Source organism: Achromobacter sp. UMC71 (assembly GCF_014170305.1).
GTDB lineage: Bacteria > Pseudomonadota > Gammaproteobacteria > Burkholderiales > Burkholderiaceae_B > Achromobacter.
In genome coordinates this window covers 22,303-38,039 of sequence record NZ_LZZT01000044.1, presented here as the reverse complement: position 1 = coordinate 38,039, position 15,737 = coordinate 22,303, and the positions used below count along the sequence as shown (strand labels likewise).

The following is a 15,737-nucleotide window of genomic DNA, read 5'->3' as shown; positions in this document are numbered from 1 at the left end:
CCTGGCGAACCCTCACTCGGTGACTACGCAGGGCGCCGCGGCAACCCAGGCCGGCCTCAACACTCGGACGCCTCGGCCGGGTTGTCCAGCCACGCGCGCGGCGACGCGCCCAGCTTGCGGCTGAAGGCCCGCGACAGGGCCGAGGCATTGGCGTAGCCCAATTCCGCGGCGATGGCCTTGACCGGACGGCCTTCGCGCAGCCGGGCCTGGGCCAGCGCCAGGCGCCAGTCCGCCAGGTAGTCGGCGGGCGGCTGGCCCACCGCGGCCTTGAAAGCGACGGCAAAAGCGCTGCGCGACATGCCGGCCTCGCTGGCCAGTTCCGCCAGGCTCCACGGCGAACCGGGCGCCTGGTGCATGGCAACTAATGCGCGCGCCAGCCGCGGGTCGGCCAGGCCCGCCATCAGGCCGGCCTGGATGCCGGCTTCGGCCGGGTGGTCGATCAGCCAGCGCAGCAGCTGGATCAGCACGACTTCAAATAGTTTGTCGGCCAGCAGCCGCTGACCGCAGCGCACCGACTCGGTCTCCGCGAACAGCAGCGCCAGCGCCTGCTCCAGTCCCTGGACGCGGGCCAGCGGCAGTGCGATCAGCGGGGGCAGGGCGCGTACCAGCGGATTGCGCGCGCCGCCGTCGAAATCCAGCGTTGCGCAGGTGAAGTCGGAGCCATCTTGCGGCGGGTTATGGAAATCGTGCCGCACCGGCCGCGGGTAGAACAGCAAGGTGGGCTCGGCCAGCGCCAGCCGCCGCGGCAGGCCGCTGCCGGGCAGATGCCGCACTTCCATCTGGCCGCGCCGCAGCACGTGCAGGAAACCGCGGCCCGTCTCGGGCGCGAAGCGGGTCAGTCCGCACATCGGGCCGGTGTGGAACAGCCGGGCGCGGGCGCGGAACTGTTCCAGCAGGGCGGACAGGCGATCGACGGACGAGGACATGGCGGGCCAGGACGAATGGGTATGTTTTCTGGACGTAAGGTATCCAATACTACTTCGGATCCCGGAATACTGGTTTTCCGGCAGCAGCCATTCCGGCCTAGCCTCTTAACGCAAAGGAAACCCTCATGTCCCGTATTCCCCTTGTCGATACCTCGTCCGCCCCGGCCGCCAGCCAGGACCTGCTGCGCCAGATCCATGGCGCGTTCGGCGCCACGCCCAACATGTTCCGCGCGGTGGCCAATTCGCCCGCGGCGTTGCGCAGCATGTGGTCCGCGTTCGGCGCCCTGGGCGGCGGCACGCTGCCGGCGCAACTGGGCGAAAAGGTCGCCGTGGCGATCGCCGACAGCAACCATTGCGAATACTGCCTGGCGGCTCATACCGCGCTGGGCCGGAAGGCCGGCGCCACCGCCGAACAGATGAGCGCCGCGCAGGCCGGCCGCGCCGATGATCCGCAGACCGCGGCGGCGCTGGATTTCGCGCTGAAAGTGGTGCGCGGCCGCGGCCAGCTGCGCGATGCGGATATCGCCGCGCTGCGCCAGGCGGGCTTCGACGACGGGCAGATCGTGGAGCTGCTGGCGCACGTGGCGCTGAATCTGTTCACCAACTACGTCAACGTGGCGTTCGAGGTGCCGGTGGACTTTCCGAAGGTGGCGCTGCGCGCGGCCTGACGCCGGCGGCAGGGGCGTGTGGTTCCGGCGTGTGCCTCATCCCGCCCGGCGGAGGGTAATGTTGATCCGCCGGCTCCCCAGCAGCGGATGGGGCCGGTCCTTCAGCGGCAGCACGCCGTGGAATCGCAGCCGGTCCACGCCGCCCCATACGACCACGTCGCCGTGGAACAGCGGCACGCGTTGCGTCTTGTCCGCGCGCTCATGGCCGCCGAACAGGAACACCGCGGGCATGCCCAGCGACACCGAGACGATAGGCGAGCCGTAGTCGCGCTCGTCTTTGTCCTGGTGCAACGACAGGCGCGAGCCCGGCTCGTAGCGATTGACCAGGCAGGCGTCTGGCGCAAAGCCGGGAAAACCGGCCTCGGCGGCGCCGCGCCGCGCCAGGTCGTCGAACACGGCGGGCATGTCCGGCCAGGGTAAGCCGGACAAGGGGTCGTTGCGGTTGTAGCGGTAGCCTTGCGCGTCGGTCGTCCAGCCAAGGCGGCCGCAGTTGGTCAGCGCCACCGACATGGTGTAGCCGCCCGGCGTGACCATGTTGCGAAACGGCGCCTGCGCGGCCACGATTTGCACGCCGGCCAGCAAGGCTGCCGCGTCCGGCAGGGCGTACCCGCGCAGCACTACCGACTGCGCGCCCAATGATTCGCGGCCAGCCTGCGGCGTGTCGTCGCCGCCGAACAGATCCAGGGTCGGTCCCATGTCAGGTCGCGTCATGGAAGATCACTCCCAGCGTATGGCGCCGGCCATCCCGCAGCGCGCTGACGCCGTGGCGCATGGCGACCCGGCGCCAGCCGCGCGCGCCGGCCACGGGGCGCTGGTTGACGGTGAAGACCAGCGCGTCGCCTTGCCGCAGCGGCAGCACTTCGGCGCGTTGGCCGTGGCTGTCGGTTTCGGTCATGACGAATTCGCCGCCCGTGAAATCTTCGCCGGGCCGCGACAGCAGCACCGCCACCTGCAGCGGAAAGACATGTTCGCCGTACAGGTCCTGGTGCAGGCAGTTGTAGTCGCCCGGACCATATTGCAGGATCAGCGGCGTGGGCCGGCGCTGGCCGGCCTGGTGGCAGCGCGCCAGGAACGCCGCGTGGTCATCGGGGTATTGCACCGCGATGCCCATCTGCTGGTTCCAGCGGTTGGCAATCGGCGCCAGCCGCGGATATAGCGCCGTGCGCAGGTTGTGCAGCAGCCGCGGCAGCGGATAGGCGAAATACTTGTATTCGCCGCGGCCGAAGCCATGGCGGCTCATGACGATGCGGCTGCGGTAGCGGCCGTCGTCGTCGTAGGCGGCGGCCAGCGCCTGGCATTGTGCGGGCGTCAGCAGGCCGGCGGCCACGGCATGGCCGCGCGCATCCAGGTCGGCGGCGATACGGGTCCAGTCCAGGGTGTCCAGCTTGCTCATGGCGCTACCGCGAAAAAAAGGAATGGCATCCAGTCTACGTCCAGCGGCCGGACGCGAAACTCCGTAACTTGCGCAGGCCCCGCGCCGGCTTCGGTTACAGCAGCGATTCGATCGGCAACAGCGACACGAACCACACCGAAAAGCGCTTCCAGGCGGTGGTGCCCGGCTCGGTATCGTGGCGAATGGTCTTGCCGTCGCGTTGTTCCAGCCAGTACAGCGCGCCGTTGTCGTCCAGGCACACGCGGTAGGCGGTGCGCGCGATGTCGTTGTCGAAGGCCTCGGCGATGCGGCGCGCCAGCGTCGGGCTGTCGATCACGAAGCCCAACTCGGTGTTCAGCCGCGCAGAGCGCGGATCGAAATTGAACGAGCCGACGAACACGCTACGTCCGTCCACCGCAAAGGTCTTGGCGTGCAGGCTGGAGCCCGAGCTGCCGAAAGGCCCCAGGCTCTTGTTGCGCTCGGCGCCGGCCTGGCGCTTCATTTCGAACAGCTCGACGCCGCCGGCCAGCAGGTCGCGGCGCCGCGAGGCGTAGCCGGAATGCACCACGGCCACGTCGGTGGCTTCCAGCGCATTGGTCAGCACGCGCACCTTGACGCCGCTTTGCGCCAGTTTCACGAAGGCATCGGTGCCGCTGGCCGTGGGCACGAAATAGGGCGAGACCAGTTCCAGGTCCACCTGGGGCGTGCCGACGATGTCGTGCAGCTGATGCGGCAGCATGGCCTCGGGCGGCGCCGTGCCCAGGGTCTTGCGCGGGTCGTCGCTGACCATGCGGGTGCTGGCCCATTCCAGCGCCAATTCGCCGCGCAGCAGTTGCTGGATGAAGGGCAACTGGCGCATGGCCTCGGCGTAGGCGGCGGCCTCGGGCGATTGCTCGACGGTGCGGGCCGACTGCGCCAGCGCGGCCAGTTCGCTGGCGGCGGCGGGTTTCAACAACCGGTCCACCGGATAGGCCGACTCGCTGGCCCAGTACCGGTCGAAGTCGGTCGACACGTCATTGACGGCGGCGCCGATGGCCAGCACGTCCAGGTCGGTGAACAGCACGCCGTTGGCGGCGCCGAAGTATTCATCGCCGATGTTGCGGCCGCCGACGATGGTGGCCTGGTTGTCGGCGGTGAAGGACTTGTTGTGCATGCGCCGGTTCAGGCGGCGAAAGTCGGTCAGGTAGCCGATGAATTTGGGCCAGCGCACCACGAACGGGTTGTACAGCCGCACCTCGATGTTGGGATGGGCGTCCAGCGCCGCCAGCACCTTATCCAAGCCGGCGGTGCCGTTGTCGTCCAGCAGCAGCCGTACCCGCACGCCGCGGTCGGCGGCTTCGTGCAGGGCTTCGAGCAGCATGGTGCCGGTCATGTCGTCGTGCCAGATGTAGTACTGCACGTCCAGGCTGCGCTGGGCCGCGCGCGCCAGCATCATCCGCGCGGCAAAGGCGTCATAGGCATCAGCCAGCGGGTGGATGCCTGATTTGCCGGGGTGCTGCGCGGCAAGCGGCTCGATGGCGCGGCCCAGCGGCGTGTCGCGCGCGGCATCCGGCGTCAGTGCTTGCGAGGCGTTGCGATGGTCCAGGGGCGGCAGGCTGCAGCCCGTCAGGATGCCTAGGCAGAGGACGGTCAGGGAGACGAATCGGGCTGTGTGCATACGCCGTATTGTGCCGAATTGCCGCCGGTCCGGGCGGGCGGAAAGCAGAGGGGGCTTGACGAATTTCCGTATTTGGGAGAAATTCCCATATATGGAAAATTCATCACCCCCCGTCACCCACTCTCCCGACGCCGGCCTGGACCAGCGCCTGGCCGGCCGCTTGAAGGCGCTGCGCCTGTCGCGCGGCTGGTCGCTGGACGAGCTGGCCGGCCGCGCCGGCCTCAGCCGCGCCACGCTGTCGCGGCTGGAGAACGCCGAAGTCAGCCCCACCGCCAATGCGCTGGGCAAGCTGTGCGGCGCCTATGGCCTGACGATGTCGCGCCTGATGCGCATGGTCGAAGACGATTTCACGCCGCTTTTGCCTGCCGCCGCGCAGGCGCTGTGGGTCGACGACAGCACCGGTTTCAAGCGCCGTTCCGTGTCGCCGCCGTCGCAGAAGCTGGCCGGCGAAGTGCTGGCCTGCGAGCTGGCCGCGGACTCGCACATCCGCTATGACCAGTCGCCGCGCGCCGGGCTGGAGCATCACCTGGTGATGCTGGAAGGCGAGCTGTCCATCACCGTCGACGGCCTGTCCTATGCCCTGGCCCCCGGCGACTGCCTGCGTTACCAGCTTTCCGGCGCCAGCGCCTTCGATACCCCGCCGCATCGCGGCGCCCGCTACCTGTTGTTCATCGTCTGAGAGCCCCACATGTCCGTTGCCACGCTTGAATACACCCGACCTTCCGCCACCCAGGCGCGCGACCTCCTGCCCGGCCTGGCCGCGCTGCTGCACGCTTGCGTGCAGGACGGCGCCAGCGTCAGTTTCGTATTGCCCTATTCGCTGGACGACGCCCAGGCCTTCTGGCGCGACAAGGTGCTGCCGTCGCTGACGGCCGGCAAGGCGTCATTGCTGGTGGCCATCCAGGACGGCCAGGTGGCCGGTTCGGTGCAGCTCGATTGCGACACGCCACCCAACCAGCCGCACCGCGCCGAGATCCGCAAGCTGCTGGTGCACCCGGACTTCCGGCGGCGCGGTATCGCGCGGCGCCTGATGCAGGACGCGGAAAGGCTGGCGGTGGAATGTGGCCGCAGCCTGCTCACGCTGGACACCCGCACGGGCGATAGCGCCGAGCCCCTGTACGGCTCGCTGGGCTATGTGACGGTGGGGGTGATACCGGGATTCAGCCGCGATGCGCGCAATCCGTCCAAGGTGGACGGCACGACCATCATGTACAAGAACGTTTAGCGGGGGGGCTGCGCGGCGGCAGGCCCCGGCGCCAGGGGCGGCCTGCCGCCGCCCGGCGCTGCGGGCGTCAGGCCAGCGGCTTGATGCCGACGCTGTAGGGCGGCGCGTTGCCGCGCGCGGCGGCCTTGATCTTCAGCATCGAGCCGCCCGGCGTGAATTCGAATTCCTGGAAGGGCACTTCAAACCACTGGTGAAAACTGGTGCGCGAGAATTCGGGCACCCAGACCTTGGGGCGCTTGGCGTCGCAATGGAATTCCACCAGCGTGCAATCAATGCCCAACGGGCGGGTGTTGCCGATGCGGTAGCTGACGCGCAGGTCGGCGCCTTGGGTGGTGCCGGGGCGCCAGGTCAGACCGACCGATTCCATGAAGTGTTCAATCGCCTCAATGCCGCGATACATAGCTGACTCCGAATGCTGTCGGGCAGAGGCGCCCGAGAAAAAACCGCCGGCAATGCGGCGGGAAACATCCGGGATTATCCGTCATTCGCTGCTTTCCTGCCGGGCGGGCCCGGCGCGGGGCGGTTTGGGCGGGCCGGAGCAGCGGGTTGGAACAGCGGGTTGGAACAGCGGGTTGGAACAGCGGATTGGATCAACGAGCCGCGGGCCAGGCCGCGCAGAACTTCAGGATGGCGTCGGCCACCGCCTGCGGCGCCTCGCGCTGGGGGAAATGGCCCACACCATCCAGCACGCGGCGCTCGTAGCCCGCGCTGAAATAGTGCGCCCGTCCCTCGGACGTGGCCGGCAGGTTGCAGGTGTCGGCGCCGCCGTGCAGCACCAGGGTGGGCACCGCCAGCACCGGCGCGGGCGACAGCCGTGCGGCGTCGTCCGCGTAGGCCGGGTCGCCGGGCTCGAAGTCCCAGCGATGGCGGTACGAATGCAGCACCACGTCGGCCCAGTCCGGGTTGTCGAAGGCGCGCGCGGCCTCGGCGAATTCTGCATCGGTGTACCAGCCGGGCGGCGACCAGGTGTCCCACATGTAGCGGGTGAACGCCAGGGCGTCTTCGCGCACGGCGGCGGCGCCGCGCGGCGTGGCCATGAACCAGTGGTACCAGTAATTGCGCACCTGCGGCAGCGGCAGGGTCTGCGACGGATCGTTGGTGCCGTAGCCCACGGAGAGCAGCGCCAGCTGCGAGGCCACGCCGGGCTGCAGGCCGCAGGCGTTGGACGCGGCGCGCGCGCCCCAGTCGTGGCCGACCAGCAGCGGCCGGTCCAGCCCCAGCGCGGCAATGAAGTCCAGCAGGTCGCGGCCCAGCGCGGCCAGTTCGCCGCTGCGCGGCGTGCCGGCATCCCGAAAACGCGTGGGGCCGAAGCCGCGCAGCGCCGGGCACAGCACGCGGTAGCCGTCGTCCGCCAGGCGCTGCGCCACCGTGCGCCAGCATTCCGGGCTGTCAGGCCAGCCATGCAGCAGCACGGCGGCGCGCGTGCCGGCGGGATTCCATTCCAGGTAGGCGATGTCCAGTCGCGGGGTGCGGATCGTGGCGTAGGGATTCATGGGGCTTGCTTCATTTGCGGGATCGGGACTGTCACGATAGCGGCGCGCATGGTCATGATTGGTGAATAATCGGCGACTATTATCAACAAATCATGTATTGCGGAAATTCACCCATGGACACCCTTGCCGAACCCACCGGCGCCGTGCTGGACCTGACGCTGCTGCGCACCTTCCTGGAAGTCGTGGACAACGGCGGCTTCGCCTTGGCGGCCGACGCCCTGGCGTTGACGCCGTCGGCGGTCAGCGGCCACATCAAGCGCCTGGAAATGGTGGCCGGTTCCGTCCTGCTGGAACGCACCACGCGCAGCTTCGAACTTACCGCCGCGGGTGAAACGCTCTATGCCTATGCCCGCAATATCGTCGACCTGGAGCGCGAGGCGCGTGCCCGGCTGAGCGGCGCGCGCCTGAAGGGACGGCTGCGCATCGGGTCGTCGGAAGACTTCGCCGGCGCCTGGCTGGCCGAGGTGCTGCAGGCCTTTCACCGCGGCCATCCCGAAGCGTCGATCGAACTGAAGGTGGGCGTCACGGCGGACCTGTTGCGCCAGCAAACGCGCGGCAAGCTGGACGTGGTATTCGGCAAGCAATGCGCGCGGATGCAGGACGACGGCGAACTGCTGTGGGAAGAAGAACTGGTTTGGGCCTGGGGCGAAGACAAGCCCTGGAAGCCTGGTCCGCAGGTGCCGCTGGCGGTGTTTCCGGAACCCTGCGTATATCGCGAGGCAGCCATCGGCGCGCTGGGCCGCGCGCGGCGTGCGTGGCTGCCCGCCTTTGAAAGCGCCAGCATGGCGGGCTGCCTGGCGGCAGCGCAAGCAGGGTTCGCGGTGGCGCCGGTGGCGCGCAGCCAGCTTCGGCCGGGCCTGCGCGCGCTGACGCGCGAGGACGGCATGCCGGCGCTGCCCAATGCCCGCTTCTTCGCATTCTTGCGATCCGCTGAACCGGCGGTGCAGGCGCTGGTCGCGGCGGTGCGCCAGACGGGGCAGCGCCGCCGGTTTGCGCGCTGATGCCGCGGGCTTGCGTTGTTTCAATCGCCGCGATTGAGACAAGCAAATGGACGCGCCGCGTTGCCGTCAGCAAGATGAGGCCTATGTCTTCTATAAGACCGGCGCAGCCGCCGCCGGTTCTGGCATATGAATCAAAGGAATCAACATGGCGAATTTCCTGCTTGCATTGGTCACCGCTGAACTCTCCCTTTTTGGCGTAGACGCCGCCGCCGCGTCCGCGCCCGCCGCCGTGGCCGAGGCCCCGCCCGCCGATACCGCGCCGCGTTTCGACAGCGAGCACTATCGCAGCGCGCTGGGCTGAACCTTGCGCCGGCGCGCCGCCGCGTCAGGCCGTCGCGGGGCGATTCTGGCAAGCCTGTAGAAATAGGCAGGTTTCACGCAAGAACGAGCCTGTACGCTTCACCGCGCGATTCTTAATATCCCTTTCACGCTCAGGGTCGATGGATTCCGCGTGAGTCCGTAGACCCAGGCGGGCTGCCGGCGTGTTGCCGGCAGCCGCAAGTAGAGGGAGATCGCATGAACACCGAAAAAATCTGGTTTGTGACGGGCGCATCCAGCGGCCTGGGCCTGGCGCTGGTCGGGATGCTGCTCGATCAGGGGCACAAGGTGGCGGCCACTTCCCACGACGTCGACGCCTTGCTGGACGCGGTGGGGGCCAAGCTCGACGGCCGCTTCCTGCCGCTGGCGGTGGACCTGGCCGATGAACGCAGCGTGCGCCGCGCGGTCGATTCGGTCATCGCCGGTTTCGGCCGCATCGACGTGGTGGTCAACCATGCCGGCTATGGCCTGGCAGGGGCACTGGAAACTTTGTCCGATGCGGAACTGCGCGGCAATTTCGATATCAACGTCTTTAGCGTGCTGAACGTGGTGCGCGCGGTGATGCCGCGCCTGCGGGCGCAACGCGCGGGCCACGTGTTCAACATTTCTTCGATCCTGGGCTTTGACGGCGGCTGCGCCGGCTGGGGCGCCTACAGCGCCACCAAATTCGCGGTCAGCGGCCTGAGCGAGGCGCTGGCGGCCGAGATGGCACCGCACGGCGTGCGCGTGTCGCTGGTCTATCCCGGCGCGCTGCGGGCAGACGCAGGCCAGGCGCAGGCGGGCCATCCCGGGGCGGGCCATCCCGGGGCGGGCGCGGCGCCATCCGCGCTGGGCGATCCGGCCAAGGCAGCGCGTGCCTTGATCCAGGCCGCCGAGGCGCAGTACGCGCCTTTGCATCTGTTCCTGGGCCGCGATGCCTTCGACCAGGCGCGCGGCAAGATCCAGTCGGTGCAGCAGGAGTTGGCGCGGTGGCGCGAGATGTCGGTGTCCATCGGTATTGCCGATGAACGGCGCCTGGTCGATGGACGCCTTGCCGACGAGCGGCGCCTGGCCGCCTGAGGCCTGACGCTGCGGGCGCCTATCCGGCCAGGCCTTCCACCACCTGGTAGGCGCCCAGCAGCGCCAGGCTGATCATGAAGCACAGTTTGAAGGTGCGCGCCGACAGCCGGTCGCGCAGCCATTGGCCCAACGCCATGCCGGCCAGCGCGGGCAGCAGCATCAGCGCCGATGCGCCGGCCGCGCCCGGCGTGTAGCTGCCGGTCAGCCACAGTCCCGCCGCCAGGGCCACGGTGGACACTGAAAACGAAATGCCCATCGCCTGGATCAAGCCGTCCTTGCCCAGGTTCAGCGCCTGCAGGTAGGGCACGGCGGGAATCACGAACACGCCGGTCGCCGCGGTGATGACGCCGGTGATTGCGCCCACCGCCGCGCCCAGCACGCCTTCGTGCCGCGCCGGCACCACGGGCGGCGCGCCGAACAGGCCCCAGGCCGCATACGCCACCAGCGCAAACCCCAGGCATACGCTGGCCCAATGGCCCGCAGGCGCGCCCAGCCACAGCGAGCCGGCAATCGTGCCGACGCAGACGCCGACCTGCATGGCGCCGATGCGGCGCAGCACCCGCATGAAGGTCGGCCATGGCCGCGCCTGCCACAGGTTGGTGATCAGGGACGGCACAATCAACAGCGCCGCGGCCTGCGCCGGCGCCATCACCAGCGCCAGCATGGCCATGGAAATGGTGGGCAGGCCCAGCCCCACCACGCCTTTCACCACGCCGGCAAGGACAAACACGGCCACGGTCGCGGCCAGCAGCGCCGGCGTGCCGCCGGCCAGCCAATCGGTAGGACTCATGCGGCCTCGCAATGCGCGGTCATGGCGTCGCGCGGACGGCCAAACAGGGCGTAGGCGACATCATTGGCGCTGCCGGGGTCTTGTCGCGCGGCGCGCAGCAGCCACTGGCGTCCTTCGCACAGATCGGCCGGTTGCGCCGCGCCGTACAGCGCCGGACCGCCAAGCAACGCGATGCCCAGCATGCGCTGGGCGGGCGCGTGGCCGTCGCGCGCCGCGGCGCGCAGCCAGGTCAGCATGGCGGGGTAGTCGCCCTGGGTCTGGGCTTCCAGCGCCAGCGCGTATTTCTGTACCGCGGAGGTGTAGGCCGGCAGGCTGGCGGGGCCTTCGGCCCGGCCTGAGGAATGCAGTGCCAGGGCCACCAGCAGTACCATCGGCCAGAGCGCCAGCCGTTGTTGCGCGATTGAGTTTTTCATGGGAAATCCCCTTCATCGGTGATGAATGGAGGAATTCTGCGCCTGGCCTGCGGGAAATCCGCATTGGGATCTTGCGTAGCTGGCCTATGGCACAACCTGAGCCTGCCGTGCTACGCTTTTTTCATGCGCTTCGACCTGACCGACCTTCGCCTGTTCCTGAACGTGCAGGAAACCGGCTCCATCACCGCGGGCGCCGCGCGATCGCACATGACACTGGCGTCCGCCAGCGAACGCATCCGCGGCATGGAAGACACGCTGGGCGTGCCGCTGCTGCTGCGCGAACATCGCGGCGTGCAGGCCACGCCCGCCGGCCACACGCTGGTTCACCACGCGCGGCTGGTGCTGGCGCAGATGGACCGCATGCGCGGCGAATTGGACCACTACGGGCAGGGCCTCAAGGGACATGTGCGGGTGCTGTGCAACACCACCGCGCTCAGCGAATACCTGCCGCAGGTGCTGGGCGAATTCCTGAAAGACCACCCGCGCGTGTCGGTCGACCTGGAAGAGCGCACCAGCTTTGAAATCGCCGATGCCCTGCGCGCCGGCACCTGCGACATCGGCGTGCTGGCCGATTCCACCGATCTGCACGGCTTGCAGGTGCTGCGCTTTCGCCATGATCCGCTGGCGCTGGTGGTGCCGGCCGATCATCCGCTGGCCGGGCGCGACACGGTCACGCTGGCCGATGCGGCGGACGAGGAATTCGTCGGCCTGGTCGAGGGCAGTGCGCTGCAGGAACACATCACGCACCAGGCGCGCCGTAGCGGCAAGGTGCTGGCCTACCGCGTGCGCCTGCGCAGCTTCGACGCGGTCTGCCGGATGGTGGGGCAGGGCGTGGGCATCGCGATCATGCCGCGGGTGGCGGCCGTGCGTTATGGCCGCGCGGCCGGCGTACGGCGCGTGGCACTGGTGGACGAGTGGGCCGTGCGCGACCTGGTGCTGTGCGTGCGCGGTGTGCTGCCGGCCTATGCGCAGCAGTTGGTGGCGTACGCGCTGCGCGACGCGCCCAAGGCCTGACGCGCCGGGGGGTGACGATGCGCGAGTCCGCGCGTCAGCGTCGCGCCAGCCCCGGCTTGCGCAGGTGCCCGGGTTCGAACCACGAGCCCGATGCCACCGCTACCAGGATGATCAGCCCGTACACGCACATGGCCAGCGCGGCGATCGCGAAGAACACGGTCAGCGATCCCGTGAAATGCAGGGCCGCGCCGCCCAGGCCCGCGCCGATCAGCAGGCGCAGGAAGCCTGCCCACAGCGGCCATTTCAGGCGCCCGGCGCCTTGCGACGCAAAGTACATGGAAAAGCCCAGCGCAAAGAAGCCGTACAGCGGACCGACGATGCGCAGGTAGGCCGCGCCGGCTTCCAGCATGTGGTCCTGCGCGCCGAACAGCCGCAGCCAGGCGTCGGGAAAGAACGCCGCCGCCAGGCCGATGATCTCGGCCAGCACGAAAGCCATCGCGCCGCCAGTCAGCGCGATGCGCAGCGCCCGTTCGGGCTGGCCGGCGCCGATGTTGGACCCCACCATCGCGACCATCGGCGCGCCCAGGCCGAACGCCAGCGGAATCATCAGGTATTCCAGCCGCACCGCGATGCCATAGCCGGCCACCGCCGCCGTGCCGGCGTAGGCGCCGACCAGTGCGGCCGTCAGCGCCACCAGTCCGTTGGTCAACAGCGGATTGAGCGTGGCCAGCGCGCCGACGCTGAGAATGCTGCGCATCAGGCTCAGGTGCAGGCGGCTGCGCGTCAGCCGCGCCGCGTTGCGGCCGCTCAGGCAGTAGCCGCCCAGCAGCAGCGTGCCCACCGCGTAGTAGGTGACCAGCGCCCAGCCGCCGCCCGCCACGCCCAGCGCGGGGAAGGGGCCCCAGCCGAAGATCAGGCACGGCGACAGCGGCACCAGCAGCAGCGCGCCGCCGCAGATGACCGCGCCCGGCACCAGCATGTTGCCGGTGCCGCGAATGACGCTGGCGAAGGCGTTCATCAGCCACATCAGTACGATGCCGCCGAAGATGACGTTGGAATAGGCCAGCGCCGCGTCCAGCGCCGCGCCCTCGGCGCCCAGCGCCCGGTACAGTTGCGGGCCGAACGCCAGCAGCAGCACGCAGAACACCGCGCCCAGCGCGGCGTTCAGCACCACCGCGTGCAATACCAGCTGGTCGGCTTCCTGCTGCCGGCCGGCGCCCAGCGTGCGCGCCACCGCGGCCGAGATGCCGCCGCCCATCGCACCCTGCGACATGTTCTGCATCAACATCAGCACCGGCACCACCAGCGCCACGCCGGCCAGCACCGGCGTGCCCAGCCGGGCGAGGAACCAGGTTTCGATCAGCCCGGTGGCCGACTGCGCCAGCATCATCAGGATGTTGGGCCACGCCAGCCGGGCCAGCGTGGGGGCGATCGGCGCGTGCAGCATTGCCTGCAGGCGCGCGTTGACGGGGCGGGGGGACGGCGCGGCTGCGGTGGCGGTCATGGTGACGGGAGGGCGGTAGAGGAGCGTGCGGAAAATTTACGTGCATATGCCAATATCTGTCAAGAATCGGCTAGACTCCAATCTCGCGCCGCAGTAGCGTAATGGGCTTGGCCGCCTCGGCCGCCGCCGTGACCGCAGGCGATCCTTTCCCCCACATCCAGCCGTCCGAATCCACCATGTCTGACGTCGATCCCACCGTTTCCGCCATCCCCCAGGACCCGCTGATCTGCAATGGCGCCGCCCTGCGCAAGGCTACCCGCCGCGTCTCGCAGTTGTACGACACCGTGCTGGCGCCGTGCGGCCTGAAGGTCTCGCAACATTCGATCCTGGTGCACATTGCGCGCGCCGGCACGCCATCCATGACCGACCTGGCGCGCGCCATGGTGCTGGACCGCTCGGCGCTGGCGCACAACCTCAAGCCGCTCGAGCGCGACGGCTACGTCAGCATGGCGCGCGACGAGCGCGACGGCCGCAGCCGCCGCGTGGCGCTTACCGATGCCGGACGCGCCAAGCTGGCCGAGTCCAAGCGCCTGTGGAAAGACGCGCAGCAGCGCTTCGAAGCCGCCTACGGCGCCGAGCGCGCCGCGGCGCTGCGCCATTCGCTGGCCGATATCTTCTCCGACGAATTCGCGCTGGCGTTCAGCCGCGGCTAGCGCCGCGTCACGCTTGCACGGGCACGGCCATCGCCGCGCCCGCAGTCCCTTCCCGCTGCACCTCGAAAGCCGGTGCCTGTGCCGTCAACAGCGCATGCCGCTGCGGCGGTTGCCAGACCCTGGCCAGGACCTCGCGCAGCTCGTCGACCAGACGCGCGACATCACCGGCCGCGCCCGCATGCAGCGCCTCGGCCACGATCAGCACTTCCCGCGTGTCGTCCCGCACCGCGGACAAGCCGCTTTGCCGGTTGGTCCAGCGCCGCGCGTGGGCGCGGCCTTCGGGGTCGGCGTAAGTCACCTCGCCGGGTTCGGGATATTCCGTGTCGCCGCTGAACGTCAGGTAGGTTTCGGTGCCGTCGGCGGGGCGCACTTCCAGCGCCGATCCGACATGCCGCAGGTCCAGCACCGCGATGGGAATGGCGTAGGCCATCGACACGGCATTGCACAGGTCGATCAGCGGATGCAGCGGCGGCGGCGCGCCGTCCTTGCGCAGGCGGCGCAGCAGCGCTTCCGAGGCGCAGCGGTATTGCGTGGGCTTGACGCCCATGCCGGCAAAGGCGCGCCGCCAGGCCTGGATCTCGGGCAGCTCCGATTCGCTGCCTTGTGCCAGCCGCGCGCGGCCGCGTTCGATGAACGGCTCCGCATGGGCGGCGACCGCGGCTTGCGCATGCACGCCGCGCAGGTGCAACGCGCCGGCGGACAGTTGCGGGTAATCGCGCCAGATGGCGCTCGCATGACGGAACAGCATGGCTTACCTCGTGACGGCGGCGGGCTTGCGCGCCCAACCCAGGATGAAGACAGCGCCCAGCACGCAGGCCATGCCCGATAGCTGGCCGGCCGACAGGCGTTCGCCCAGCAGCGCGGCCGCCAGCAGCACGGCCGACACCGGCGCGACAGCGGTGAACAATGCGGCGTCCGACCCGGCGACACGCGCGGCCCCTGCGTACCACAGCAGGAAGCCGCCCACGGTCGGCACCAGCGCGTAATAGGCTACCGCGATCAGCGCATGGGCGGAAACCGCCAGCGTCCAGGGCGCTTCGGCCAGGCTGGCCGGCGCGCAGACCGCCAGGCCGATCGCGGACATGATCGCCGATAGCGCCAGCGGCGGTACCGGCGTGCGCAGGCGCTTGTGCAACAGGATGAACAGGCCCTCGCACAGCACGGCGCCCAGCACCAGCAGGTTGCCGGCTAGCGACCCGCCGCCATCCGCCGCGCCGCTGCGCGTCATCAGCCAGACGCCAGCCGCGGCGGCGCCGATGGCCAGCAGCGTGGCCCGGCTCGGCCGTTCGCCCAGCACGGCGATGGCGATGCCGGCCGAGACCAGCGGCAGCGTGCCCAGGATCACGCCGCCATCCACGGCGGAGGTGCGCTGCAGGCCGGCGATGAGCAGGGTGGTGTAGCCCACGCTGCCGGCAATGGCCTGTGCCGTCAGCAGCAGCCAATCGTGCCTGCCCAGGCGCGGCAGGCGCGCGCCCGTCAGGCGCCACAGCAGCGCAAAGCAGGGCAGCGCCAGGGCGAAGCGCAATGCCGTGGCGGTAAAGGGCGGCAGGCCCGTGGCGATGACCTTGCTGGCCACCACCGTGCTGCCTACCAGCGCCATGGCGCAGGCCAGGTAGCAGTAGCCTTGCAGGGTTCTGTTCATGCAACACGCTCAAGAGCCGGGAAAGGACGCAGCTTAGGCCGCGCGGCGCGGGCGGTCTTGAA

At 69.5% G+C, this 15,737-nt stretch carries 19 protein-coding genes; 8 read left to right on the top strand and 11 right to left on the bottom strand.

Going from position 1 to position 15,737, the window contains the following annotated elements:
* Positions 1-56: 56 nt before the first annotated feature.
* A complete protein-coding gene (locus A9974_RS20850) occupies positions 57-926 on the bottom strand; it encodes an AraC family transcriptional regulator (RefSeq protein WP_183006076.1) in 870 nt (289 codons plus the stop codon).
* Between the two features lie 125 nt (positions 927-1,051).
* Between A9974_RS20850 and A9974_RS20845 the strand changes: the two genes are divergently transcribed.
* Positions 1,052-1,594 carry a carboxymuconolactone decarboxylase family protein gene (locus tag A9974_RS20845; protein ID WP_183006075.1) on the top strand — a complete coding sequence of 181 codons (543 nt, stop codon included), beginning with the start codon at positions 1,052-1,054 and terminating at the stop codon, positions 1,592-1,594.
* 36 nt (positions 1,595-1,630) lie between these two features.
* On the opposite strand, the gene alkB is transcribed toward A9974_RS20845, so the two are convergent.
* The 3 genes from alkB to A9974_RS20830 all read right to left on the bottom strand — a co-directional run bounded on the left by alkB (position 1,631) and on the right by A9974_RS20830 (position 4,623).
* Positions 1,631-2,290, bottom strand: coding sequence for a DNA oxidative demethylase AlkB (gene alkB / locus A9974_RS20840; RefSeq protein ID WP_183006114.1), 660 nt, complete (start codon positions 2,288-2,290; stop codon positions 1,631-1,633).
* Between the two features lies 1 nt (position 2,291).
* Positions 2,292-2,987, bottom strand: a complete 696-nt coding sequence (locus tag A9974_RS20835) for a 2OG-Fe(II) oxygenase (RefSeq protein WP_183006074.1) — start codon at positions 2,985-2,987, stop codon at positions 2,292-2,294.
* Between the two features lie 94 nt (positions 2,988-3,081).
* On the bottom strand, positions 3,082-4,623 hold the full coding sequence (locus tag A9974_RS20830; RefSeq protein ID WP_183006073.1) for a phospholipase D family protein: 1,542 nt from the start codon (positions 4,621-4,623) through the stop codon (positions 3,082-3,084).
* A 91-nt stretch (positions 4,624-4,714) separates the two neighbouring features.
* On the opposite strand from A9974_RS20830, the gene A9974_RS20825 reads away from it, so the two are divergent.
* Both A9974_RS20825 and A9974_RS20820 read left to right on the top strand, forming a co-directional pair.
* Entirely contained in the window at positions 4,715-5,302 is a 588-nt protein-coding gene (locus A9974_RS20825; protein ID WP_183006072.1) for a helix-turn-helix domain-containing protein, read from the top strand.
* Between the two features lie 9 nt (positions 5,303-5,311).
* Positions 5,312-5,848: a GNAT family N-acetyltransferase gene (locus tag A9974_RS20820; protein ID WP_183006071.1), complete on the top strand. Its 537-nt coding sequence runs from the start codon at positions 5,312-5,314 to the stop codon at positions 5,846-5,848.
* 67 nt (positions 5,849-5,915) lie between these two features.
* On the opposite strand, the gene A9974_RS20815 is transcribed toward A9974_RS20820, so the two are convergent.
* Both A9974_RS20815 and A9974_RS20810 read right to left on the bottom strand, forming a co-directional pair.
* Positions 5,916-6,248: a hypothetical protein gene (locus A9974_RS20815; RefSeq protein WP_183006070.1), complete on the bottom strand. Its 333-nt coding sequence runs from the start codon at positions 6,246-6,248 to the stop codon at positions 5,916-5,918.
* Positions 6,249-6,438: 190 nt separating this feature from the next.
* Complete coding sequence (locus A9974_RS20810; RefSeq protein ID WP_183006069.1) at positions 6,439-7,341, bottom strand: alpha/beta fold hydrolase; 903 nt, start codon at positions 7,339-7,341, stop codon at positions 6,439-6,441.
* 113 nt (positions 7,342-7,454) lie between these two features.
* Between A9974_RS20810 and A9974_RS20805 the strand changes: the two genes are divergently transcribed.
* From A9974_RS20805 to A9974_RS20795, 3 genes are all read left to right on the top strand, one after another.
* On the top strand, positions 7,455-8,342 hold the full coding sequence (locus A9974_RS20805) for a LysR family transcriptional regulator (RefSeq protein ID WP_183006068.1): 888 nt from the start codon (positions 7,455-7,457) through the stop codon (positions 8,340-8,342).
* Positions 8,343-8,487: 145 nt separating this feature from the next.
* On the top strand, positions 8,488-8,643 hold the full coding sequence (locus tag A9974_RS20800; protein ID WP_183006067.1) for a hypothetical protein: 156 nt from the start codon (positions 8,488-8,490) through the stop codon (positions 8,641-8,643).
* Positions 8,644-8,858: 215 nt separating this feature from the next.
* Positions 8,859-9,719 (top strand): SDR family oxidoreductase, encoded by an 861-nt coding sequence (locus tag A9974_RS20795; RefSeq protein ID WP_183006066.1) that lies wholly within the window; start codon positions 8,859-8,861, stop codon positions 9,717-9,719.
* Positions 9,720-9,738: 19 nt separating this feature from the next.
* On the opposite strand, the gene A9974_RS20790 is transcribed toward A9974_RS20795, so the two are convergent.
* Complete coding sequence (locus tag A9974_RS20790) at positions 9,739-10,509, bottom strand: sulfite exporter TauE/SafE family protein (RefSeq protein ID WP_183006065.1); 771 nt, start codon at positions 10,507-10,509, stop codon at positions 9,739-9,741.
* The gene (locus A9974_RS20785) at positions 10,506-10,922 is read right to left on the bottom strand and encodes a sel1 repeat family protein (protein WP_255468265.1); all 417 of its coding nucleotides are present in this window, start codon (positions 10,920-10,922) and stop codon (positions 10,506-10,508) included. The genes A9974_RS20790 and A9974_RS20785 overlap by 4 nt, the downstream gene beginning before the upstream one ends.
* Positions 10,923-11,045: 123 nt before the next feature.
* Between A9974_RS20785 and A9974_RS20780 the strand changes: the two genes are divergently transcribed.
* On the top strand, positions 11,046-11,936 hold the full coding sequence (locus tag A9974_RS20780) for a LysR substrate-binding domain-containing protein (RefSeq protein WP_183006064.1): 891 nt from the start codon (positions 11,046-11,048) through the stop codon (positions 11,934-11,936).
* Between the two features lie 34 nt (positions 11,937-11,970).
* Here the strand turns inward: A9974_RS20780 and A9974_RS20775 are convergent, their stop codons facing one another.
* Entirely contained in the window at positions 11,971-13,323 is a 1,353-nt protein-coding gene (locus tag A9974_RS20775) for an MATE family efflux transporter (protein WP_183006112.1), read from the bottom strand.
* A gap of 233 nt (positions 13,324-13,556) precedes the next feature.
* On the opposite strand from A9974_RS20775, the gene A9974_RS20770 reads away from it, so the two are divergent.
* Entirely contained in the window at positions 13,557-14,033 is a 477-nt protein-coding gene (locus A9974_RS20770; protein ID WP_183006063.1) for a MarR family winged helix-turn-helix transcriptional regulator, read from the top strand.
* Positions 14,034-14,040: 7 nt separating this feature from the next.
* Here A9974_RS20770 and A9974_RS20765 read toward each other — a convergent pair whose 3' ends face one another.
* The gene (locus tag A9974_RS20765; RefSeq protein ID WP_183006062.1) at positions 14,041-14,781 is read right to left on the bottom strand and encodes a B3/4 domain-containing protein; all 741 of its coding nucleotides are present in this window, start codon (positions 14,779-14,781) and stop codon (positions 14,041-14,043) included.
* 3 nt (positions 14,782-14,784) lie between these two features.
* Positions 14,785-15,675, bottom strand: coding sequence for a DMT family transporter (locus A9974_RS20760; RefSeq protein ID WP_183006061.1), 891 nt, complete (start codon positions 15,673-15,675; stop codon positions 14,785-14,787).
* Between the last annotated feature and the right edge of the window lie 62 nt (positions 15,676-15,737).